17 protein-coding genes and 2 pseudogenes are annotated in these 18896 nt (G+C 57.6%); 10 read left to right on the top strand and 9 right to left on the bottom strand.

What is annotated here, in order from left to right:
• Positions 1-47: 47 nt before the first annotated feature.
• From NLY37_RS28115 to NLY37_RS28090, 6 genes are all read right to left on the bottom strand, one after another.
• Positions 48-1685 carry a N,N-dimethylformamidase beta subunit family domain-containing protein gene (locus NLY37_RS28115; protein ID WP_023743260.1) on the bottom strand — a complete coding sequence of 546 codons (1638 nt, stop codon included), beginning with the start codon at positions 1683-1685 and terminating at the stop codon, positions 48-50.
• 90 nt (positions 1686-1775) lie between these two features.
• On the bottom strand, positions 1776-2519 hold the full coding sequence (locus NLY37_RS28110; RefSeq protein WP_031246609.1) for an amino acid ABC transporter ATP-binding protein: 744 nt from the start codon (positions 2517-2519) through the stop codon (positions 1776-1778).
• Positions 2520-2635: 116 nt separating this feature from the next.
• Positions 2636-3610, bottom strand: a complete 975-nt coding sequence (locus NLY37_RS28105) for an amino acid ABC transporter permease (protein WP_023743258.1) — start codon at positions 3608-3610, stop codon at positions 2636-2638.
• A 60-nt stretch (positions 3611-3670) separates the two neighbouring features.
• On the bottom strand, positions 3671-4507 hold the full coding sequence (locus tag NLY37_RS28100) for a transporter substrate-binding domain-containing protein (RefSeq protein WP_023743257.1): 837 nt from the start codon (positions 4505-4507) through the stop codon (positions 3671-3673).
• Positions 4508-4751: 244 nt separating this feature from the next.
• Positions 4752-5303, bottom strand: a complete 552-nt coding sequence (locus NLY37_RS28095; RefSeq protein WP_023743256.1) for a carboxymuconolactone decarboxylase family protein — start codon at positions 5301-5303, stop codon at positions 4752-4754.
• A 14-nt stretch (positions 5304-5317) separates the two neighbouring features.
• The gene (locus NLY37_RS28090; protein WP_031246607.1) at positions 5318-6643 is read right to left on the bottom strand and encodes an aspartate aminotransferase family protein; all 1326 of its coding nucleotides are present in this window, start codon (positions 6641-6643) and stop codon (positions 5318-5320) included.
• 219 nt (positions 6644-6862) lie between these two features.
• Here NLY37_RS28090 and NLY37_RS28085 point away from each other — a divergent pair, with 219 nt between their 5' ends.
• From NLY37_RS28085 to NLY37_RS28075, 3 genes are all read left to right on the top strand, one after another.
• Complete coding sequence (locus NLY37_RS28085; RefSeq protein WP_023743253.1) at positions 6863-7768, top strand: MurR/RpiR family transcriptional regulator; 906 nt, start codon at positions 6863-6865, stop codon at positions 7766-7768.
• Positions 7769-8057: 289 nt separating this feature from the next.
• Positions 8058-8231: a transposase gene (locus NLY37_RS28080; RefSeq protein WP_198024963.1), complete on the top strand. Its 174-nt coding sequence runs from the start codon at positions 8058-8060 to the stop codon at positions 8229-8231.
• Between the two features lie 520 nt (positions 8232-8751).
• On the top strand, positions 8752-9696 hold the full coding sequence (locus tag NLY37_RS28075) for a cupin-like domain-containing protein (RefSeq protein ID WP_084559050.1): 945 nt from the start codon (positions 8752-8754) through the stop codon (positions 9694-9696).
• Between the two features lie 719 nt (positions 9697-10415).
• Here NLY37_RS28075 and NLY37_RS28070 read toward each other — a convergent pair.
• Entirely contained in the window at positions 10416-10628 is a 213-nt protein-coding gene (locus tag NLY37_RS28070) for a hypothetical protein (protein ID WP_023743248.1), read from the bottom strand.
• A 96-nt stretch (positions 10629-10724) separates the two neighbouring features.
• On the opposite strand from NLY37_RS28070, the gene NLY37_RS28065 reads away from it, so the two are divergent.
• Positions 10725-10904: a hypothetical protein gene (locus NLY37_RS28065; RefSeq protein WP_023743247.1), complete on the top strand. Its 180-nt coding sequence runs from the start codon at positions 10725-10727 to the stop codon at positions 10902-10904.
• Complete coding sequence (locus NLY37_RS28060; protein WP_348626576.1) at positions 10882-11091, top strand: transposase; 210 nt, start codon at positions 10882-10884, stop codon at positions 11089-11091. Before NLY37_RS28065 ends, NLY37_RS28060 begins: the two co-directional genes overlap by 23 nt.
• 466 nt (positions 11092-11557) lie before the next feature.
• On the opposite strand, the pseudogene NLY37_RS28055 reads toward NLY37_RS28060, so the two are convergent.
• A pseudogene (locus tag NLY37_RS28055) lies at positions 11558-12095 on the bottom strand (transposase); the annotation flags it as partial.
• 142 nt (positions 12096-12237) lie between these two features.
• Positions 12238-12885, bottom strand: a pseudogene (locus NLY37_RS30975) (transposase); the annotation flags it as partial.
• A 331-nt stretch (positions 12886-13216) separates the two neighbouring features.
• On the opposite strand from NLY37_RS30975, the gene ectB reads away from it, so the two are divergent.
• The 5 genes from ectB to NLY37_RS28025 all read left to right on the top strand — a co-directional run bounded on the left by ectB (position 13217) and on the right by NLY37_RS28025 (position 18867).
• Positions 13217-14491 carry a diaminobutyrate--2-oxoglutarate transaminase gene (gene ectB / locus NLY37_RS28045; protein ID WP_023743243.1) on the top strand — a complete coding sequence of 425 codons (1275 nt, stop codon included), beginning with the start codon at positions 13217-13219 and terminating at the stop codon, positions 14489-14491.
• A gap of 307 nt (positions 14492-14798) precedes the next feature.
• On the top strand, positions 14799-15677 hold the full coding sequence (locus NLY37_RS28040; RefSeq protein ID WP_245271021.1) for an IS4/Tn5 family transposase DNA-binding protein: 879 nt from the start codon (positions 14799-14801) through the stop codon (positions 15675-15677).
• Between the two features lie 12 nt (positions 15678-15689).
• Positions 15690-16229, top strand: a complete 540-nt coding sequence (locus NLY37_RS28035; protein WP_353621655.1) for an IS4 family transposase — start codon at positions 15690-15692, stop codon at positions 16227-16229.
• 425 nt (positions 16230-16654) lie between these two features.
• Positions 16655-17410 carry an IS5 family transposase gene (locus NLY37_RS28030; protein ID WP_023743547.1) on the top strand — a complete coding sequence of 252 codons (756 nt, stop codon included), beginning with the start codon at positions 16655-16657 and terminating at the stop codon, positions 17408-17410.
• A gap of 698 nt (positions 17411-18108) precedes the next feature.
• Positions 18109-18867, top strand: coding sequence for a LuxR family transcriptional regulator (locus tag NLY37_RS28025; RefSeq protein WP_031246767.1), 759 nt, complete (start codon positions 18109-18111; stop codon positions 18865-18867).
• The last annotated feature ends 29 nt before the right edge of the window (positions 18868-18896 follow it).

The raw sequence follows: 18896 nt of genomic DNA, 5'->3' as shown, positions 1-18896 counted from the left end.
AGCGACAATTGTTTCAAAAGCGAGTTAAAGATCGCGCGGCTAAGATATTATCCGCGACTAAGATACCGGTTGAGCACATTGCAGGTTACCTGCTCCACCATCGCATCATGCCTCAGCAAGCCTGCTACCCACTCGCAACTTCCGGCATGGAACACCTCGCCCTTGCCGCGGCTGAAATTGACAATCATACCATTTCCCCGCTTGAGCTTTTCCACATTTTCGCTGTTTGCCTCACCGAACACCGCCTCGGCAGTCTCGCGAACTTCGTCGTGCAGCACGAGGTCTTCCGGCGCCAGATCGGCACTCCACTCCATCTGGGCAGCCATTCCGATCGCAAGGATCTCGGTTCCTTCCGGCGCGTTGCTCGTAGCCGAAGGGTATGGCAGGCCATCGCGAATTTCATAGTCCAGCCCGTCCACCTCGTAGCCGAATATGTGGCTCTCGGCACCGAGCACATCACCATAGAAAAGACCGGTGTCGGCAAAAGCCCAGTGCTCTGGTCTGTAGATAGGGAAGCCGCGGGCTCCCCGTGGTGCACAGCCAAGCCAGCCTGCATAAACGCCTCTGGTAGAGTTTAGACCAAAAGTCTGTGCCTCTGGGCGGCCGACCTCAGGTGCCTCCCAAAGCGTAGTCGTGCGGCTTGTGTCGCCGCTTTTATAGATTGGATCCTCTGCGCGGGCACGAGTCTTATAACACACCTGCCGACGCCCTTCGTCCTCAAGCCTGGTCTGTAAACAAAAGTTGCCGGCAAGCCGTGCCACACGACCTCCCTGGTCGACATATGCGTCGACGGCATCGCGCATCTCCCATGTCCAATACTCATCGTGGCCCACGAAGGTCACACAGTCATAATCAAGCAGGATCTCGGAAGAGAAGTGCAGTTCATCTTGGCTGACGAGATCCACGTTATACCCGGCGCGCTCGGCGAAATGGAAAAAGTGGCAGTCGTAGGTCGCCCAACCGGCCGAGGCGTATTTTTTCGAATGGCCGGTAGCGTAGGCCCATTCCTTGTGTGGATGACGCGGTACGGACTTGGGTGGCATCATCATTTCGAGCGGCACACGAGGCGCATCCGGCGGCAGAACGACAAAGCCCCGCCCCCATGGTCGTTGCGTGGAAACGATAGGGGACCACTGATTGCGATCCGGCCCTGTGATGCCCTCGTAATGGTTTGAACCACCCCAGGTATTGTAAGCACGCCATGTGCCGGTCGCTGCCACCTGCAGGACGCGGCCAGGCTTGCGTCCGGCTTGAGGCAGCACGATCACGACGTGATGACAATGTATCGGTCTACCGTCGCGACCTTCCGCCGTCAACTTGACGCGATAGCCGCCGGACGGCCAGTCCTCGCTAACCTTGAACTCGAACGCTGTTTCCCAGCCGCAGCCCTCGACCGAGCATTGGTCCGGTGTTTCCTGCCAGCGCGCCGCGATGCCGCTTTGCTCAAACGCTTTCGTCTCGGTCGCACCATCGCGCATGATCTCAATGGTAAAACTTGGCGCAGTTGAACTCACCTGCAGCCGCACCGTTTCGCCCGAACGGTAGGAAATCCGGTCGCTGTAGCACCAGATCTCTCCACGCGCGCCATCCATGCCTGGCCATTCGTAAAAGTGGCTCCGGGTGGCGAACCGCCTTTCCTCGGGAGTCAGACCAAAGTCCGGGAAGTTGCTCGGAAGCTTTATCATTATGGTAAGTCCTACATTCTGTCGATTGCTACCGTTTGCGGTCCTGAGAAGGCGTGAGCGCCTACAACAACCATCCCATGAAGGCGTCCCTCAGCTTTTCAGAATCTGGCTGAGGAAGAGCTTTGTTCTGTCGTGCTGGGGATTGGTAAAGAAGTCGTTCGGCTTACCCTCTTCAACGATCTGGCCCCAATCCATAAAGATAACCCGGTCGGCAACGGCGCGCGCGAAGCCCATCTCGTGGGTGACACAGACCATGGTCATGCCGTCGCGCGCCAGACTGGTCATCGTCTCGAGCACTTCGGCGACCATCTCCGGATCGAGTGACGAGGTCGGCTCGTCGAACAGCATGACCGCAGGTGCCATACACAAGGACCGAGCAATTGCGACACGCTGCTGCTGGCCTCCGGAGAGCTGACCGGGAAACTTGTTGGCCTGCTCCGGTATTCGCACGCGCTCGAGGAACTTTAGCGCGGTCTTCTTGGCCTCGGTTTCGGGCACGCCCTTGATCCACATTGGACCGGCCATGCAGTTCATCAGCACGGTCATGTGCGGGAAAAGATTGAAGTGCTGGAATACCATGCCGACATTCTTGCGAACTGCAGTCACATCGCGCATTTTGTTGTGCAACCTAATCCCGTTGACGGTTATCTCTCCCTCCTGATGCGCCTCAAGCCGGTTGAAGCAGCGGATCAGCGTCGATTTTCCGGATCCGGAGGGGCCGCAGATTACGATGCGTTCGCCTTTGCGGACGGTGAGGTTGACGTCAGTCAATGCTCTGAAGGTGCTGTACCATTTGGAGACGTTCGTCGCTTCGATAATTTTGTCCGCACTCATTGGTACCTGCTTCTGACTGGACTCCTGGCATGAAAGTGGTACGCGCAGCACATTGCCAATCGCCTGCGAGGGATCGGCGCCATCGAGGCCTTTCAAGTGATCTATGCTGGTAGCAGTCATCGAGCTTTACTCCTTGCGAAATGACGCTCGAGCCGTGATTGACCTACTTCAAGACAAGCCGACATGATCCAGTAGATCATTGCGGCTGTGATCAGCATCTCCATGTGATGGAAGGTCGGCTGGCCGATTGTGCGAGCAAGGAACGTCAGTTCCCACACGCCGAGGACAGAGATGAGCGAGCTGTCCTTCAGCATTGCAATGAACGTGTTTCCCATCGGGGGAATAATTACCGGAAGCGCCTGCGGCAGGATGATCTTGCGCATGGTGAGGCCGAAGCCGAAACCTATGGATCGTGAAGCTTCCCATTGGCCGCGGTCGATGCTCTGGATCCCCGAGCGGAAGATTTCCGTCATATAGGCACCGACACAAAGCGACAATGCCAATATACCTGAAGGAACGGCATTGATGATGATACCAAGTTGCGGAAGCCCGAGGTAAATCAGGTAAATCTGTATGAGAAGCGGCAGACCGCGAAAAAAAGAGGTGTAAAAGCTGGCGATGGCGTAGGCGAAACCATTGCTTGAAAGCTTTGCAATCGCCGCAACAATCGCAATGATCGATGCGAAAATAAGTGAAGCCGCCGAAACATAAATCGTTGTCACTACCCCCTGCGTGATCAAATATGGCAGATTCTCCCAAATGAAGGGCATGCTTAGGTTAAATGCCTTGAAGAAGGTAAGGAACAGGGCCAGCAGCTCAATCCAAACTATGCAGATCTGTAGCTTCAAAGGAGCAAAACCGATCAGCACGATATTGAGGCAGAACATGACTGCAGTCACAAAGGCGATCGCGACGCGCCCATAGATGCCGCTTTGCATCGGGTCGCCGATGACCGGCCGCATGAGCTCGCCAAACGTGGTGCCAGTAAGGTTGACCACGAGAAAAACCACGAGCACGACGGCAAAGATTGAGGCAACAAACCAAGGCTTGTGAACGAGCACCTCGGATTCAACTGTATCCAAATAGAGCATGGCGAATCCTCTACGACATAGGCGGCCCGGCTACCCCGAGCCGCCTTAACGCGTCTGATCTTACTTTTCCTCGGTATAATCCACGCCGTACCACTTGATCGACAGCTTCGCGAGCGTGCCATCATCCTTCATTTTCTGGACGGCCGCCGCAACTTTGTCATGGAAATCCTTGTCGCCAGGCAAAATCGCGATAGCTCCCGGCGAGAAGAACAACGCAGGCTCCAGGATCCGCAAGGCATACCCGGCCTTGATCGCATCACGAGCGATCGAATCGTCAGTGAGGACCGCATCAAGGCGAACGCCATCGCCTAGGCGAAGATCATCGAGTCCAATATTAGTGCTTGTGTAGGTCTTCACCTCGCCCGGCTTGAATTGATATTCTATTGGCTTTGCGTTTTCCCAGGCCGGCGTCAGTTTGTGATTGGCATAGGACTCTGCCGCCGTGCCTCCCGCGGCGCCGACAACTTTACCCTCAAGGTCAGAAGGCTTGGTTGCTTTACTATCCTTGTGAACGACGGCGACATTCGGCCCCCAAAGATAGAGGGATGGGAAATCAAATACTTCTGCTCTGGCCTTGGTCGGCACCATCTGGCCCATGGCGATGTCCCAACGGCCCTCCCACTTGCCGGCTGTAATGATGTCCCAGCCTGGCGTCACGAACTTGACCTCTACCCCGAGGGACTTTGCAATGCCCTTGACGAGCTCCACATCATAGCCGTCGAGTTCGTGCTTCTCGTTGAGGTGTGAAATGGGACCCCAATCCGTTCCCACCGCCACTGTCAACGTCTTCGCCGACAGCACACGATCAAGCACCTCGCCGGCATGACTCGCCGTTGAGAGAGCGGCTGACGCCATTGCAAACGATGCTGCTGCAAGCGTTGTCATCATCTTATTCATGCGATGTTCCCCTTTGTTTGTGCTTCTCGACCATGGATACGGCTTGCTCCCGCACCACAGATCCAATTTGGAACCCGGACCGACCACTCAGCTGAGCAACGCTAGTTCCGAAACTATGCTATCTCAACCGAACTTGCATTGCAACAAATGTTTTACTAATAGATTCGTGACACACACGTGTCGCAGAGGATGCAGAGTCTAGGTACACGCGTTCCAATGCAACTCAACATTGCTATGCAATTGCCTAGATAGGATGATTTGCGATCTCGCCCGCGACGGCTTCATCTATGGGCGTATCAAAGGTCATCAATATGAAGCCCAGTACGGAATAGAAGCCGACTGTCGCCATGAGGTCGAGTACGGCTTGCTTCCCCATGGTGGCAGAAACCGCGCCTTCGATATCTGAAGGCAAGCACGATCCATCGAAAAGTGCGTCGACAGCTCGGGCAATCAGCCCGTCCTCTCCACCTGGCATGCCACGCATTGCCTGAATGCGCACGTCCGAAATACCTAGAACCCGGGCGCGGCTGACATGATGAGCCCACTCATAGGCCGAACCCATCCGATGGGCTGCCCGCAGGATAACGAGCTCTGACCGGACAGCCCCCAGAGCGCTGTCTTTGACGATATGTTCGCGCAGTGGAGCCCAGGCCTTCAGCAATGCCGGATGATGGGCCATTGTGCGATAGACGTTAAGTGCGCCGGCAAAGCCGCTCTTCATATCCGCGATTTCGGCGGGCCAGTGTTCGTCGGTTATGGGCTGACAGGGAGATGTCGTCTTAGGAGAGACTTTCATGCAGATCCAAAGCCTCAGCTCTTAACCGCGGCATTTATCGCTGCGGCGAGCCGTTCTACGATCAGGTCGATCTGTTCGGGCTGAATGATGTACGGAGGCGCCAGCAGCACATGGTCGCCGTGCAAACCGTCGAGCGTGCCACCCATCGGGTAGCACATCAGGCCACGCTGCATCGCCTCCTTCTTGATCTTGGAGTTGATTTTCCGGGCCGGATCGAATGGTACCTTTGTGTCCCTATCCGCCACAATTTCGATACCGCGGAACAGGCCTCGGCCGCGGATGTCGCCGACATAGGGCGATTGCCCCAGTGCTGCATCGAGAGCCGTCTGGAGGCGTTCGCCCATTTTGACTACGTTTTGCATAAGCTCCGGTCGCCTCAGGATTTCGACGACCTTGTTGGCCGCCGCTGCAGCGATTGGATGGCCAATATAGGTATGGCCATGCTGGAAAAGGCCTGAACCTTCGGCAAACGCACGATAAATTTTCTCAGACAGGATCACAGCGCCGATTGGTTGGAAGCCTCCGCCCAGCCCCTTTGCAATGGTTACCAGGTCAGGGACGATCCCTTCCTGCTCCACTGCGAAAATTGTGCCGGTGCGCCCCATGCCGCACATCACTTCATCGAGGATCAACAAGATGCCGTACTTATCACAGACCTGCCGAACCCGCTTGAAGTAGTGGGCGACGGGCCCAACTGCACCGAGCGTCGCACCCACCACCGGTTCCGCCACGAAAGCCATGACCTGATCCGTCCCCAGCTCTATGATCTTGGCCTCCAACTCAGCGGCGAGACGCTCGGCGTAGGCGTCCGGCGTTTCGCCATCCTGCATGTCGCGATAAGCATAGCAGGGCGAAACATGGTGGGTTTCGGGCAAGATTGGTTTGAATTGCGCGCGCCGCCATGCATTCCCACCGGCCGCCAGTGCGCCAATGGTATTTCCGTGATAGCTCTGTCGGCGTGCAATGATGTGGCGTCGCTGCGGCTGGCCAATTTCGACGAAATACTGGCGCGCCATCTTGAGCGCGGCCTCGACAGCTTCGGACCCGCCTGAAACCAGGTAGACATAGTCAAGGCCTTTGGGCGCTAGTTCAACCAGTTGCTCAGCAAGCTGCTCAGCCACGTCGGTGGTGAAGAATGACGTATGAGCGTAGCTGATACGTCCCATCTGCGCCTTCATTGCTTCCAAAACTTCTGGATGATTATGGCCTAAGCAGCTTACTGCTGCGCCGCCCGATCCATCTATGTAGTTCCGACCTTCGCTGTCCGAGATAAAGATGCCTTCTCCTGCTACGGCTCTTGGCAGATCTGTACCGATGGATCGATGGAGGATTTTGGTCATTGTGATGTCTCGGTCTGTCTGGGTCGCCGGCGTTCCGCGCGTCGCGCCATTAATTCGCAGGTCCGACGAGAAAATGCAACAACTGTTTGATAACATGATTTTTGACGCATCTGTTTTCTATGCCTGGAACGATCGAGCCAAGGCTGGTGCCGCGCAGGAGTTCTATTAGTCCCGTTTAAGCTTGACTTTTCCATCCGCTAGAGATAGTTCGAATGATCCATGGCGCGCTACGTGAGGCAAGTGTTGCAAAAGGGGCCCCTGCACGCTCATATCGTCGAACGGTTCGACGACATGCCTCAGCAGTTGCAGCAGGCAGCTCGCCACATCTTGGAACATCCTCAGGAGGTGGCGCTCGTTTCGATGCGAGAGTTGGCGCGCAATGCAGGCGTGCAGCCTTCTACGATGACACGTTTGGCGAAGTTCCTCGAATTCTCCGGCTATGAGGATTTTCGTGGTCACCATGCAGACGTCATACGGGTCAGCGCCGATGGGTTTGCCGCCCGGGCATTGCAGAGAGACGAAGGTGAGACGGACGGCGAGGGACTGGCGCGACGCATGCTCCAGAGCCTTTCCGCACAGATTGCCCGCATGTGCGAACCCGATACGCTCTCGCATCTTTGCACGATGGCGGACCGATTGAACAAAGCGCGAAGGATTTATGTTCTCGGGCTACGTTCCTGCCATTCGGTGGGCTGGCATTTCCATTATGTCATGACATTGCTTGGCGAAAAGACCGTTCATCTCGATGCTCCAGCCGGCACAAGCGGAGATGCGCTCATTCGCGCCAGCGCCGAAGATATTCTACTGGCAATTTCGATAAGCCCTTACTCGCGTTACACGCTCGAGCTTGCCGAGACCGCCCGCGAGAAAGGAATGGGAATTGTTGCGATTACCGACAGCGAAGTTTCCCCTTTGGTTGCGATCGCCGAGCACGTGGTCCTGTGCCCAACGGAGAGCCAGACCTTCTTTCATACCTTGGCGCCGGCTCTCGCCGCCTCGGAGGTCTTATGTGGCCTGCTGGCAAGCCACGACCGTGCAGAGGCTCTGGAAGAACTCCAGCGCGCCGACCGGCATCTTTCTGCGATGAACACATACGCTACCTCCATTCCACGGCGGAAAATATGAGCCGGTAAGCGCATTTGCCGAAGTTGGACGTCAAGGGGTGGCGCGGCGCCCAGAACACCCAAACTTACGAGAGCCTTAACATCCTGGCCCGTGCCTTGGAATCCGACCTTGGCAAACCGTCTGAAAGCCGCGCCAGTATGATCGGCTCGTCGCCGGCCGTGGCGCGCTGATCAGCCCGGCCCATGCCGGAGAGCACGGCGACTAATGCCGCCAGCTACACCACGCCGCGGGACACGATCAGAGGGTTCGACCGAAAGCTCGGCGCACGGTGCGGCTCGGCGAAAGCCAGATGGAGATCGGCTTTGCGGTGGGTGGCGAGCCGGGCTCCGGCGGCAATCACTCAGCCCTGGAGTATACGAGCCCGGTCGAAGGCCATATCAACCGCCTCAAAACCATCAAGCTCCAGATGTACGGGCGCGCCGCCTATCCAATCCTCCGGAGCCGACTGCTGGCAGCCACTTGACCCAACCGGACAAAGGTACACCCGAAAAAGTAGTCCTGCAGCAAATATGCGGAAGAATCGCAGATCGCCGCCAGGAGCACCGACATTTCGGCCGCGATCCTGCCCGGACTGCGCTGACGCTGAGGTGGGACGAAACAGCTCACAGATATCGTCACGCTCACAACGCGACGCCGTTGACGATGAGCATGGACTTCGACAACTACCAAAACCGATAGTTGAGAACGGTGAAACGCCATTTTATGACTATAGTACCCTCCCGTTGGAAATACCGGGTGACGCCTATGCATACGCACTTCCGCGAGAGTTGAGACTATGGGTACAAACCCTACGAGAGCACGGAACTCGCTGCGGCGGGTCTGCCGTGCCGCGACTTTCGCGGTGGCGAGCTCGCTTGGTCTACATGACCCGGTCGCAGCGCTGAACGTGGCGCATGCTGCCGAATTGCTGCCGACCAGCGAAATCGATTCGCTTGCCGTCGAAAGCGCCGTTCAACGTAGTCACGTAGTAAAGGAAAGCAAAAATGGCTGAACCCAAGGCGACGTCCGCGTCACGTGATCACTCATTCTGGACCCTAGAAGACTCTGGCTGGTCGGGGGTTCCCGCCGTAACAGAGCTATCTGACGGGGAATTTGCGACGAATTACCGAGATGCTATGCGGCCGGTTGTCCTTCGTCGCGGCTGTGCAGCATGGAGCGCCTGCGAGCGCTGGTCGCCGCAGTATTTTGTGAAGGTCGCCGGTTCACTCACTGTGCCCGTCAAGACGCTTAATAGGAGGGAGATCAAGGTTTCGTCTTGGCTGCTCGCAGATTATGCTCGGTTTGTCATGGCGCAGCCGGGGGAGAATGCCTCATATGACGCGAGAGGAACTCCGTACTGCCATGACATTCCCCTACTCGGCCTAATGGAAAATCTGGCGGGCGATTGTCAGCCTTTTCCGGCAAATTTTCTTGAGCCGTCGTATCGCTCGCATTGGTGGCGCTACTCGCAGTTCTTCATGGGCCCGGCAGGCACCGTTACCCCGCTCCACTTCGACACCTTGTTGAGTCACAACCTCTTCTTCCAAATTTACGGCGCCAAGCAGTTCACCATTCTTCCACCTAGCCAAGCTGGGCGATGTGGACGCCGCGGTTGGAGGTGGTTTGACGTGGACCCCGAGCAACCCGACCATGTGCTCTATCCGCAGTATGAGCAAGCGACACCCGTGGTCATCACTGTAGGTGCTGGAGACATCCTGTATATGCCGCCCGGCACCCTCCACCACGTACGCAGCTTATCGACCTCGATTTCCTTCAATATCGATTTTCACACAAACCAGAGCGTATTGAGTGCACTGGCACAGGCAGAAAAAGGAATGCCGAGAGAAGTCATCCATTATAACGCGATCACGGCGTTGGCGGTAATCGCCAAAATACCTGAGCTTGTGACCTTTCCATTGTACAGACCCTACCTGAGCTATGTAAGTTGATAGGATGAGCCGCAGAGACCCGCGAGCAACCTGTTCGTCTTCGATGCTTCAAAGCGCGCCACCGAGCGCTCCACGTACGCGACATGTTTGCGCAGAGTCGGGGGTGCCAGTCGAGACGACATCGCTGGCAGGCACCAGTCGATGACCGGCGGACTACAACTGTCGGCCCGGATCAGGATTCGCGTGTTCGGCCAATGATCGTGTCTCAGGAAGTGGTGTAGCTGACGGCATTGGTCGCCGCGCTCTCCGGCGGGAAGCAGGGTTGATCAGCGCGCCACGGCTGGCAGGCTGATGAGCGGATCATCGCTCATCTGGCTGATGGTTTCCAGATGCTATGAGGAGCACCAGAGTCGTTGCATGCTAGTTGCCTTTCAATAGCTTATGGAGACCCGCCATGTTGCAGCAACCCGACGTCGGCCGCTCGACGGTCCCTTCGCTTCGGATGAGACCCTCGTCTTTGTCATAGAGATGAGTCGTTCACCTGGCTCGTCGCCGGACTCCTTCCCGGCGTCGACCGCGTTCTCTGAAGAAGCTCAAGCTAGATGAGAATGATCTGATGCGCCTGCTGGAAAGCTGGCGCCAAGAAGCTCTTGCTATTGTCGCACGATCGCGGGTGTGTTGGTGGCCTACGAATCGGGATGGGTCGGCTTTGGGCTTGCCCAATGGCTGCGGGCCCGCGGCATCGAGGGCCACGTGATTACGCAACCAGTGTCACCGTGTCACGTGACCGCCGCCGCGCCAAGACTGATCGGCTCGACACCGCCGTTCTGATGCGTGTTCTTCTCGGTTGGCTTCGAGGAGAGGTGTCGGGGTACGATGGCCGCCGTACTGGGAATCAACGAGGAGAATGCCAAGCGCCAGACAAGAGAACGCGAGAACCTCGTCGCCGAGCGCACCCGTCTGATGAACCGGAAAGGCAGCGCTTCCGGCATTCGTGACGTCAGCCCGGCCTTGCGCAAGACGGCGGGTCATCTCCAGGCGCTATACACTCCGGAGGGTGCCGGGATTCTGGCAATGCGCTGGCGGAGATGCGCCGCGATATCACGCGGCTGCGGCTCGTTGAAGAGGAGATCGCCGAGACCGAGCGCGAGCGCCTGCAGCGGCTCGCGGAGGCCAATCCGGAGCGCAGCCTCGCCCCCGTCATGGTCCATATGCTTTCGCGCGCCGTGGGCCTCGGCGTGGAAAATGGCCGACATGCTGATACATGAGATCCTACTTCGCAATCTGCGCGATCGTCGAGCTGTTGCTCGTTACGCCGGACTTACTGTGTCACCTGACGAGAGCGGGGCTCGCCGACGCGAGCGCGGGCTATCTCGTGCCGGTAACGCCCGGGTCTGCACGGGCATGGTCCAACTGGCTTGGCGATTTTTTGTCTTCAGGAGAGCGCCTTCGTGACGTGGTGCCGGGAGCGCAACGACGGTCGGACCCGCACGCGAATGGCGATGATCGTTGCCCTTGCCCGCAAGCTGCTGACGCTGTGGCGAATGGTGAAGACCGGCGAGGTGCTGAGGGCGTGCGCGTCAAACCGCATGCCACAAGCAGCGACGCATAGTTGCGAACAGGACGGCGGCCAAGAGTTCCGTCGGTGTGTTAGCGAGTCCGAGGTGGCGGGCGCCGTTACATGACATGGTTCCAACACCGCTTTCGAGATAGGGGACCGCCGCCCGGAGCTTGGTTGTCGATGCGGATGACTGCATTATGATCGAGCTTAACCGAATACAAGGCGCAGCGCACCTTGTGCGCCCCGCAAACCTGCTCCGCCTCTGATCGCCTCGGCCCGCTCGACCCGAGATTCAAGCGCCGTACTCAGGGCCGTCAAGGACGCTTCGAGCTGCTGAGCAGTGCACCTGCGGGCCTCCTTGACCATGACGGCGACCGAGACGATGCGCCCGCCGCGGCGCACCTTGAGATAGGTCGGCATCAATCCACAGATACGGCCAATCACCTTCGATCGGCCGTTCGAGGAAGGCCTTCACCTTCCCGTCGATCTCTTCGCACAGCCGCGACGCCTGGCTCTTGCAGATGCCGCTCATGCCCATCGCCTTAACCAGGTCGTCGACCGAGCGGGTCGAGATACCTTGGACGTTGGCCTCCTGGATAGCGGCCGTCAGTGCCTTCCCGGCCATGCGGCGCGGCTCTAGGAAGCTGGGGAAGTAGGAGCCCTTCCTCAGCTTGGGGATGCGCAGCTTCACCGTTCCGGCCCGTGTCTCCCAATCCCGGTCGCGGTAGCCGTTGCGCGGGACGGTCCGCAGCGCGCTCTTTTGGCCATAGCCAGCGCCCGTCGCGGCGCCCACCTCAAGCTCCATCAGCCTCGGCGGCAAAACCGATCATCTCGCGCAGGAGATCGACATCGGGGGGTGTTCTCCACGAGCGCGCAGGTTCATCATGTCGTCGGTCATCGGTGGTTCCCTCGAATCAGGTTGGTGTCAGCAACCCGACCCAAACGGAAGAACATCGATGGCCGCCGCTGCGCCGCTGTTGAGGGCGCGCTCGCGAGCGGCTTCGCTACCGCCGAGCTTCACCACCTCGCGGGACACGACCCGGGCAATTGCTCTGGATCACCCGCACCGGGCGGCACAGATGGGGCGATCTCTGCCCGCTTAGCCGGTCGTAGGAGCGCCCCAACGAACCGGCCGGCGTCATCGAATACACCAATCGGCTGGAACTGGTATTCGTCGTAATGGGCATTGAAGAGGCGGAGCTGCTGGTCTTCATGCACGAGGGTATCATGTCGAGCACGATCCGCTTCGGCACCTACCCAGAGGTCGACCACCGCCCGCCCAACGGCGACCAGCTCGCGCACGCCGGGTAGCTTCTTTGGCCTCCACCTCGTCGATTGCGAGGTCAGATCCCGAACTGACGGCAGCGCATCCCAGGCCATCTTAAACAGCCGGTCGTAGGGGGGCCGGTTGGCGTCATTGCCATCCTCGTCATAGGCGATCATCCTTTATGCGAAAGCCGATCATGTCGGCCAAGCTGTGGACGGTCTGGTCCGCACAGCGCGAAGCGTCGATGCAGCGCGCCAGACGCTCGGCGCCACGCAGCCGCTTTCCGCCTCGGCCAGAGCCAGTTTCCGCCTCGGCCAGAGCCAGAACGCCGCTGTTGGACGACAGCAGGACCGTCGAAACGGGCGACGACAGACTTGCTGCAAACAGATGCCAAACCCGTCAGCGGCAGCGTAGGATCAATTTTGGCGTGTGTGGTCTCCGAGACATAGTGCAGATCGGCCAGTCTAAGCACAACCAAATCCTGGGTCACTTCAATGGATTGCACATCACCGCAAGCGCAGGGACTTTCACACCGGACATGAGCTACAACGTCCAACGTGCTGTTTCTTATGCTACTCGGAACAGCCCGTCGCGAAACTACCATCTTGGGTAGGCGCATTGGCCGAGGTTGCCGTTTAAAAACGGCAGAGCCATCGCCAGAAATCTGACACTGAAAGGCGCACTTGGAAGCTCGGGGCGACCAATTGAAGAAGATGGCGCGGTGCTAGTTATCGTCTGATTTAGGAAAAACCATGCTTCAAGAGAATAGCTTCAACTCGCTAATCGCCTTCGAAAACCTCGAATCGAACGTGCGGTCATATTCGCGAACCTTTCCGGTTGTGTTCAGGAAGGCCGCAGGAGCCATTATCGAGGATGAGAGTGGCTTCGAGTTTGTCGATTTTCTTTCCGGCGCGGGGGCTCTTAACTATGGTCACAATGATCCCGATATCAAAAACGAAGCGATACAATACTTGACGACAAACGGAATCATCCACGCGTTGGACATGGCTACGTCGGCAAAACGAGATTTTATGGAGTATTTTGACGCGATAATACTGCGTCCACGCGGCCTAACATTCAAATTTCAGTTTCCAGGTCCCACCGGCGCCAATGCGGTGGAAGCGGCTTTGAAACTTGCACGCAAGGTCACCGGTCGGCATGGAATAATTGCATTTACCAATAGCTTTCACGGAGTGAGCTTGGGGGCGCTTGCGGTTACGGCTAATCGATACTACCGGGATGCGGCAGGCCTTCCTCCTGCCGGCGCAGCGTTCATGCCCTATGACGGGTATTGGGGAGTGGACAACGACACTACGCGATACCTGGAGAGGGTGCTTGGTGACGCAAGCAGCGGCGTCGACTTCCCGGCAGCCATCATTCTGGAAACCGTACAAGGCGAGGGGGGCATCAACGCTGCGAGTAAGGGTTGGCTACAGTCGCTCCAGAAGCTTTGCAGCAAGAATGGCATCCTCCTCATTGTTGATGACATTCAAGCAGGTTGCGGGCGAACGGGCAGTTTCTTTAGTTTCGAATTCGCAGATTTATCCCCAGACATAATTGTTTTGTCCAAGTCTCTTAGCGGCTCTGGGCTGCCGCTGTCCCTCCTGCTGCTCAAACCCGAACTGGACGTTTGGCGGCCGGGTGAACACAATGGCACTTTCAGAGGTAACAACCTTGCGTTCGTGACGGGAACTGCTGCATTGCGAAAATACTGGACGAATGAAAAGCTGTCTGAAGGCGTTGCGAAAACAGGGCGCATCCTGAGCGCGCGCCTTCGGCAGGTCGCTCAAAGGAGCCCAAATCTTAACCTTTCCGTCCGCGGAAGGGGCATGATTCTGGGGCTCGATTGCGGTACAGGTGACCTCGCTGAAAGAATCGTCCGCAAAGCCTTTGAAGATGGGCTTGTGATAGAGCGGTGCGGCGCGGAGGACCAGGTTGTCAAGCTTCTTCCTCCTTTGACGATTGACGAGCAGACGCTTCAACGTGGTCTGGACATTCTTGATAGCTCTATCCACGCAAGCACCTAAAGCGATCGGGGCTCTATAGCGCCGCAAGCGCGAGAACCGTAGCTCCCTGGAGGATTCTCTTATTGAGCGAACAGTTCACCCGCGATGACCTTTGGACCCATTGCTTTTATTCGTTTCGCGGGCGTTGCTTTTTTGGCCCGTCATGGGAGAGCTGGTCGGTCGCCCATCCCTTTGTTGTTAAGGAAATGCTACTTAGACCGTACCCATTCGGCGAGGCTTCCGATTACCCACGTCGTCCGCGGGCCTATTGTCCCATATCAATCTGCCGTGATTCTGTCCGTGACGCCGAATCATGGAGGCGTCACGGATGCGAGACAAGACCAGCAGCAGCGAAGCCGCTTGGCAGGAGGAGGAGCTTTCCGCTGCGGCCCTTCCCGACAAGCGTCTGGCCCGGCGGCTGCGACGGTTGCTGGATCAGATGTCAGCTGCGCCGGGCAAGCCAATCCCGGCGGGCTGTGGCGACTGGGCGGCGGCGAAGGCGGCCTACCGCTTCTTTGACAACCCGCGTGTGACCGAACACAGCGTTCTGGCCGTGCCATTTCGCCGCGACCGCGGCGCGCGTCGCGGCGAGCGAAGGTCCGATCCTTATCCTGCAGCACACGACCGAATTTATCTACAGCCCCGCGCAGCCGGGCAAAATCGGCTTCACCAAGACCATCAACGCCGGGCGCTACAAGGCTGGGCAGCCGAACGTGCTGACCTTATGCGGGATGCTGATGCATTCGAGCCTGGCCGTCACCCTGACCGGCACACCCTCAGTCTGACGGCAGTGAAGTTCTGGACACGAACGAAATACAAGGGAACGCTCGCGCTCAAGCGGCACATCAATCCCACGCGCGTGCCGATCGAGACGAAAGAGAGCTACCGCTGGCTGGAGAACCTGCGCCAATTCATCGCGCTCGTCGGCGCGCCCGAGCGCTGCGCATGTGGGTGCCCGGGAGAGCGATATCCACGAGCTCTATTGCACGGCGCAAGACCTTGGTACAAGCTTCATCGTGCGGGTGCAGACGAACAAGCCGGCCGAGCGACCTGCCGATGCTGCCCCACACGATCCTGCTCATCGCGTCTTTGCCCAACGTGCGGCGACGCGTCATCGCATTACGGTCGATCAGAACGAGACGGCCCGGCTGCAGGTGAAGTTCGCCGCATCAACACCTTGCCGCCCGTGGGCAAGCAAAAGCGCTAGAGTCCGCAGGTTCTGACATACATCCACGCTCTCGAAGAGGATCCGCCGCCCGGACGCGATCCGATCGACTGGAAGCTGGTGACCAACTTGCCGGTCGACGATCTCTCCGCGGCGGTCGAGAAGCTCGGCTGGTACGCCCTGCGCTGGAAGGCGGAGGTGTTCCACAAGGTCATGAAGTCCGGATGCCGTGCCGAAGAGGCGAGACTGGAGACCGCCGAGAGGCTGGCGAAGTTCCTCGCCCTCATCGCAGTGGTCAGTTGGCGCATATTCTTCGTCGCTATGTCGGCGCGCGCCAAGCCAGACGCCGCGCCCGACAGCGTTCTCACCTTCGCCGAGATCACTGCGCTCGACCAGATCGACGCATCCCGAACGCGGCCACGCCTCCAACGGCCCACGCTCGCCGTCTACCTGCTGCAAATCGCCATGCTTGGCGGCTATCTCGCCCGCAAACATGATCCGCCTCCCGGCAACATGGTCGTCTGGCGCGGCATGACCCGCTTGCACGAGATCGCCTTCGGCATCTCCATTGGATCAAGCCGACGATGTGGGTAATCGGGAGCGAGACCGGATGGGTACACTGGGTTCTTCCCACAGATCGAGCAGAGTGGACCGATCCGGGCGTGGATGGTCGACGACACCGGCTTTCCCCAACTGGCCGAATACTGGCGCGCTACGCGCACCGAGTGCTTGCCCTTTTGGGGCAAGCAGGACAACTGTCAGATTGCGGTTAGCCTGTCCATCGCAAATGACGCTGCCTCACTTCCGAGCGGCACGTCCCGACCTCGATCCCAACCCTCAGGCGACGCCTGACTGCGGCCCTGGCCAACCGTCTGCAACAATGTCCGGCTGCATAAGGGCAATGGACAGTCCGCGTCAGGCTCCCAATTTATGACGCAGCAGTACTAGGCTCCGGACCCATAAACAGGATTCCCAATCGAGACGTTTCGTGATTCAAGGTCTCCGAAGGGACACTGTTGATGTATCGGGATTATTTCTGGCTGAGCAAGGAACAGTTCGAACGGCTTGAGTCGCATCTTCCGAGCGATACGCGCGGCAAGCCAAGGGGCGACCATTGCCGCGTCGTCAGTGGGATTGTCCATGTTTTGAAGTCCGGCTGTCGCTGGGTCGATGCCCCTTCCGTCTACGGCCCGCGTAAAACTCTCTACAATCGCTTCGTGCGCTGGGCAGCCAAAGGCATTTGGGAGGACATCTCCATGCCTTGGCATCGCGGGTGGTCCGCCGGAGCAGGTGCTGATCGACTCTTCGGCGGTGAAGGCTCATCGCTGCGCCTCGGGCGCAAAAGGGGGGAACTTACCCAGGCGATCGGCCGCTCTCGCGGTGGGCGAACCACCAAAATTTACGCTCTGACCGATCGCTTCTGCCGCCCCATCGCGTTCCTGCTCACCGGCGGCCAAGTGGCGGATTGCACTGCCGCCGACACTCTGCTCGACCAAATGCCTGCGGCTGTGATCCTGCACGGCGACAAAGGGTATGACAGCGACGCCGTCCGCCGCAAGATCGAAAGCAAGGGCGCCGCCCCGAATGTTCCACCCAAGGTCAACCGACGCTGGAAGAACTGCTTCTCGCCCTACCTCTACCGTGAGCGCAACGCCATTGAGCGCATGTTCGGACGCCTCAAGAATTCTCGCAGAATCGCAACCCGATACGACCGCCTAGCCCATAACCTCCTCGCCGCCGTCTGCTTAGCTGCAATAGTGGGCTATTGGTTATGAGTATGCATCTCAATCAAGAAGGCAGCCATGATACTTCGCTTTTTCCGAGCTATAGAGCATGAGGGCAAACAATCCGAATTTCGCTAATTTTTCCACGGCGCAGCATTGCCGGTAGTGCGCTCGCACACTGGCCTCGAGTCGGTTTCTGTTGGATTGCCCCACGAAACATCACCGACAGAATTTTCGATGGTGATGGTTTGGCGCGATTTTGACGTTCTAAAGGGATTTTCAGGTGAGAATTGGCGCCAGCCCGTCATCCATCCAGATGAAGCACACTTGTTGAAAGAAACGCACTACGACATTGCGCGGACTTGGAGCCTAGTAAAGTGACGCAATGGCGACCAGTCAACAATCAACAAAGAAAGAGTGTCTAAAACAACTAATCTAAATATAATCTCCGACTTCCGCCGGACGAATGTCATACGCATTGCATATTGATGGCTTGGTTTGCAGTTTCGTGACCATCTAGCAAAAATCATTTAAAATAAAATAACGGTTCTCTCTAAGCTGACGTGATAATCCTGGCGACGCTGGCGGGCTCAGAGCTAAAGCCTACAGCCCGCTGCTCTGTGCACTTATGACCATGTCCCACGTAATGGCGGCGGAGGAGAACTATGGCCCCACCCCCGATGACTGCGGTCTCACAATTTCGAAGACTGGAAACCAGACTGTCCCACCAGTTTTCTTTGGTCCCGTCGATGCATTTCCCGGCACCCAGGGAGACGTTTGCGGCCGAGTTCGGTCGATTTCTCGACCAGACCGTTGGTGTAACTCAATCCAAGCGGCTGTTCGACCTGTTATCAGCTTTTGCCCTGAATTTTGATTGCCGTTGGATCGCCTATGGCTCTCTTACATCCGACCAAAGGATTTTAACGCCGGTCCGACGCGATCCACCGGCCATGTTGAATTATCCTAATGAATGGCAGCAGCGCTGCTTCGAAATGGGTTATGACAAGATAGACCCCCTCGTTAAAACGAGCAGAAAACGGGCATGCGCTTTTCGATGGAGTGAGGTGTACAATGAAGCTAGCACGACGGAAGGTGAACGGCGCGTTTTCGATGAAGCTGCGACGTTCGGCCTAAGGTCAGGCATTAGCGTTCCATTGCACGGCCCCGATGGCAGCTTTGCGATTATGAGCTTTGCTCGCCCCTGGGACCGCCAGTTCCAAAATAAAGCTCTCACTTACTTACAATTGGGCGCCTTACATTTCCATACAGGAGTCGCGAATTTCGCGAAATCGTACGACGCCGAAGAGGCACCCGACCTTTCTACAAGAGAAAGGGAGTGTATTCTATGGACAGCTAGAGGGAAGTCATCGTGGGAAATAGGAATTATTCTGGGGATCTCAGTGAATACTGTAAATTTCCACGTCAAAAACGTGATGCGGAAATTGGACGCTCGCAGTAGAACGCTCGCTGCCCTAAAAGCAGTAAAATTTAGAATTATTGAATTGTAAAACGAACTGTAAATCGGCCGTAAGGAAGG

The organism is Mesorhizobium sp. C395A (assembly GCF_030323205.1).
Lineage (GTDB): Bacteria > Pseudomonadota > Alphaproteobacteria > Rhizobiales > Rhizobiaceae > Mesorhizobium.
Note: the sequence above shows the minus strand (reverse complement) of the source record. Positions and strands in the feature narration are given on the sequence as shown.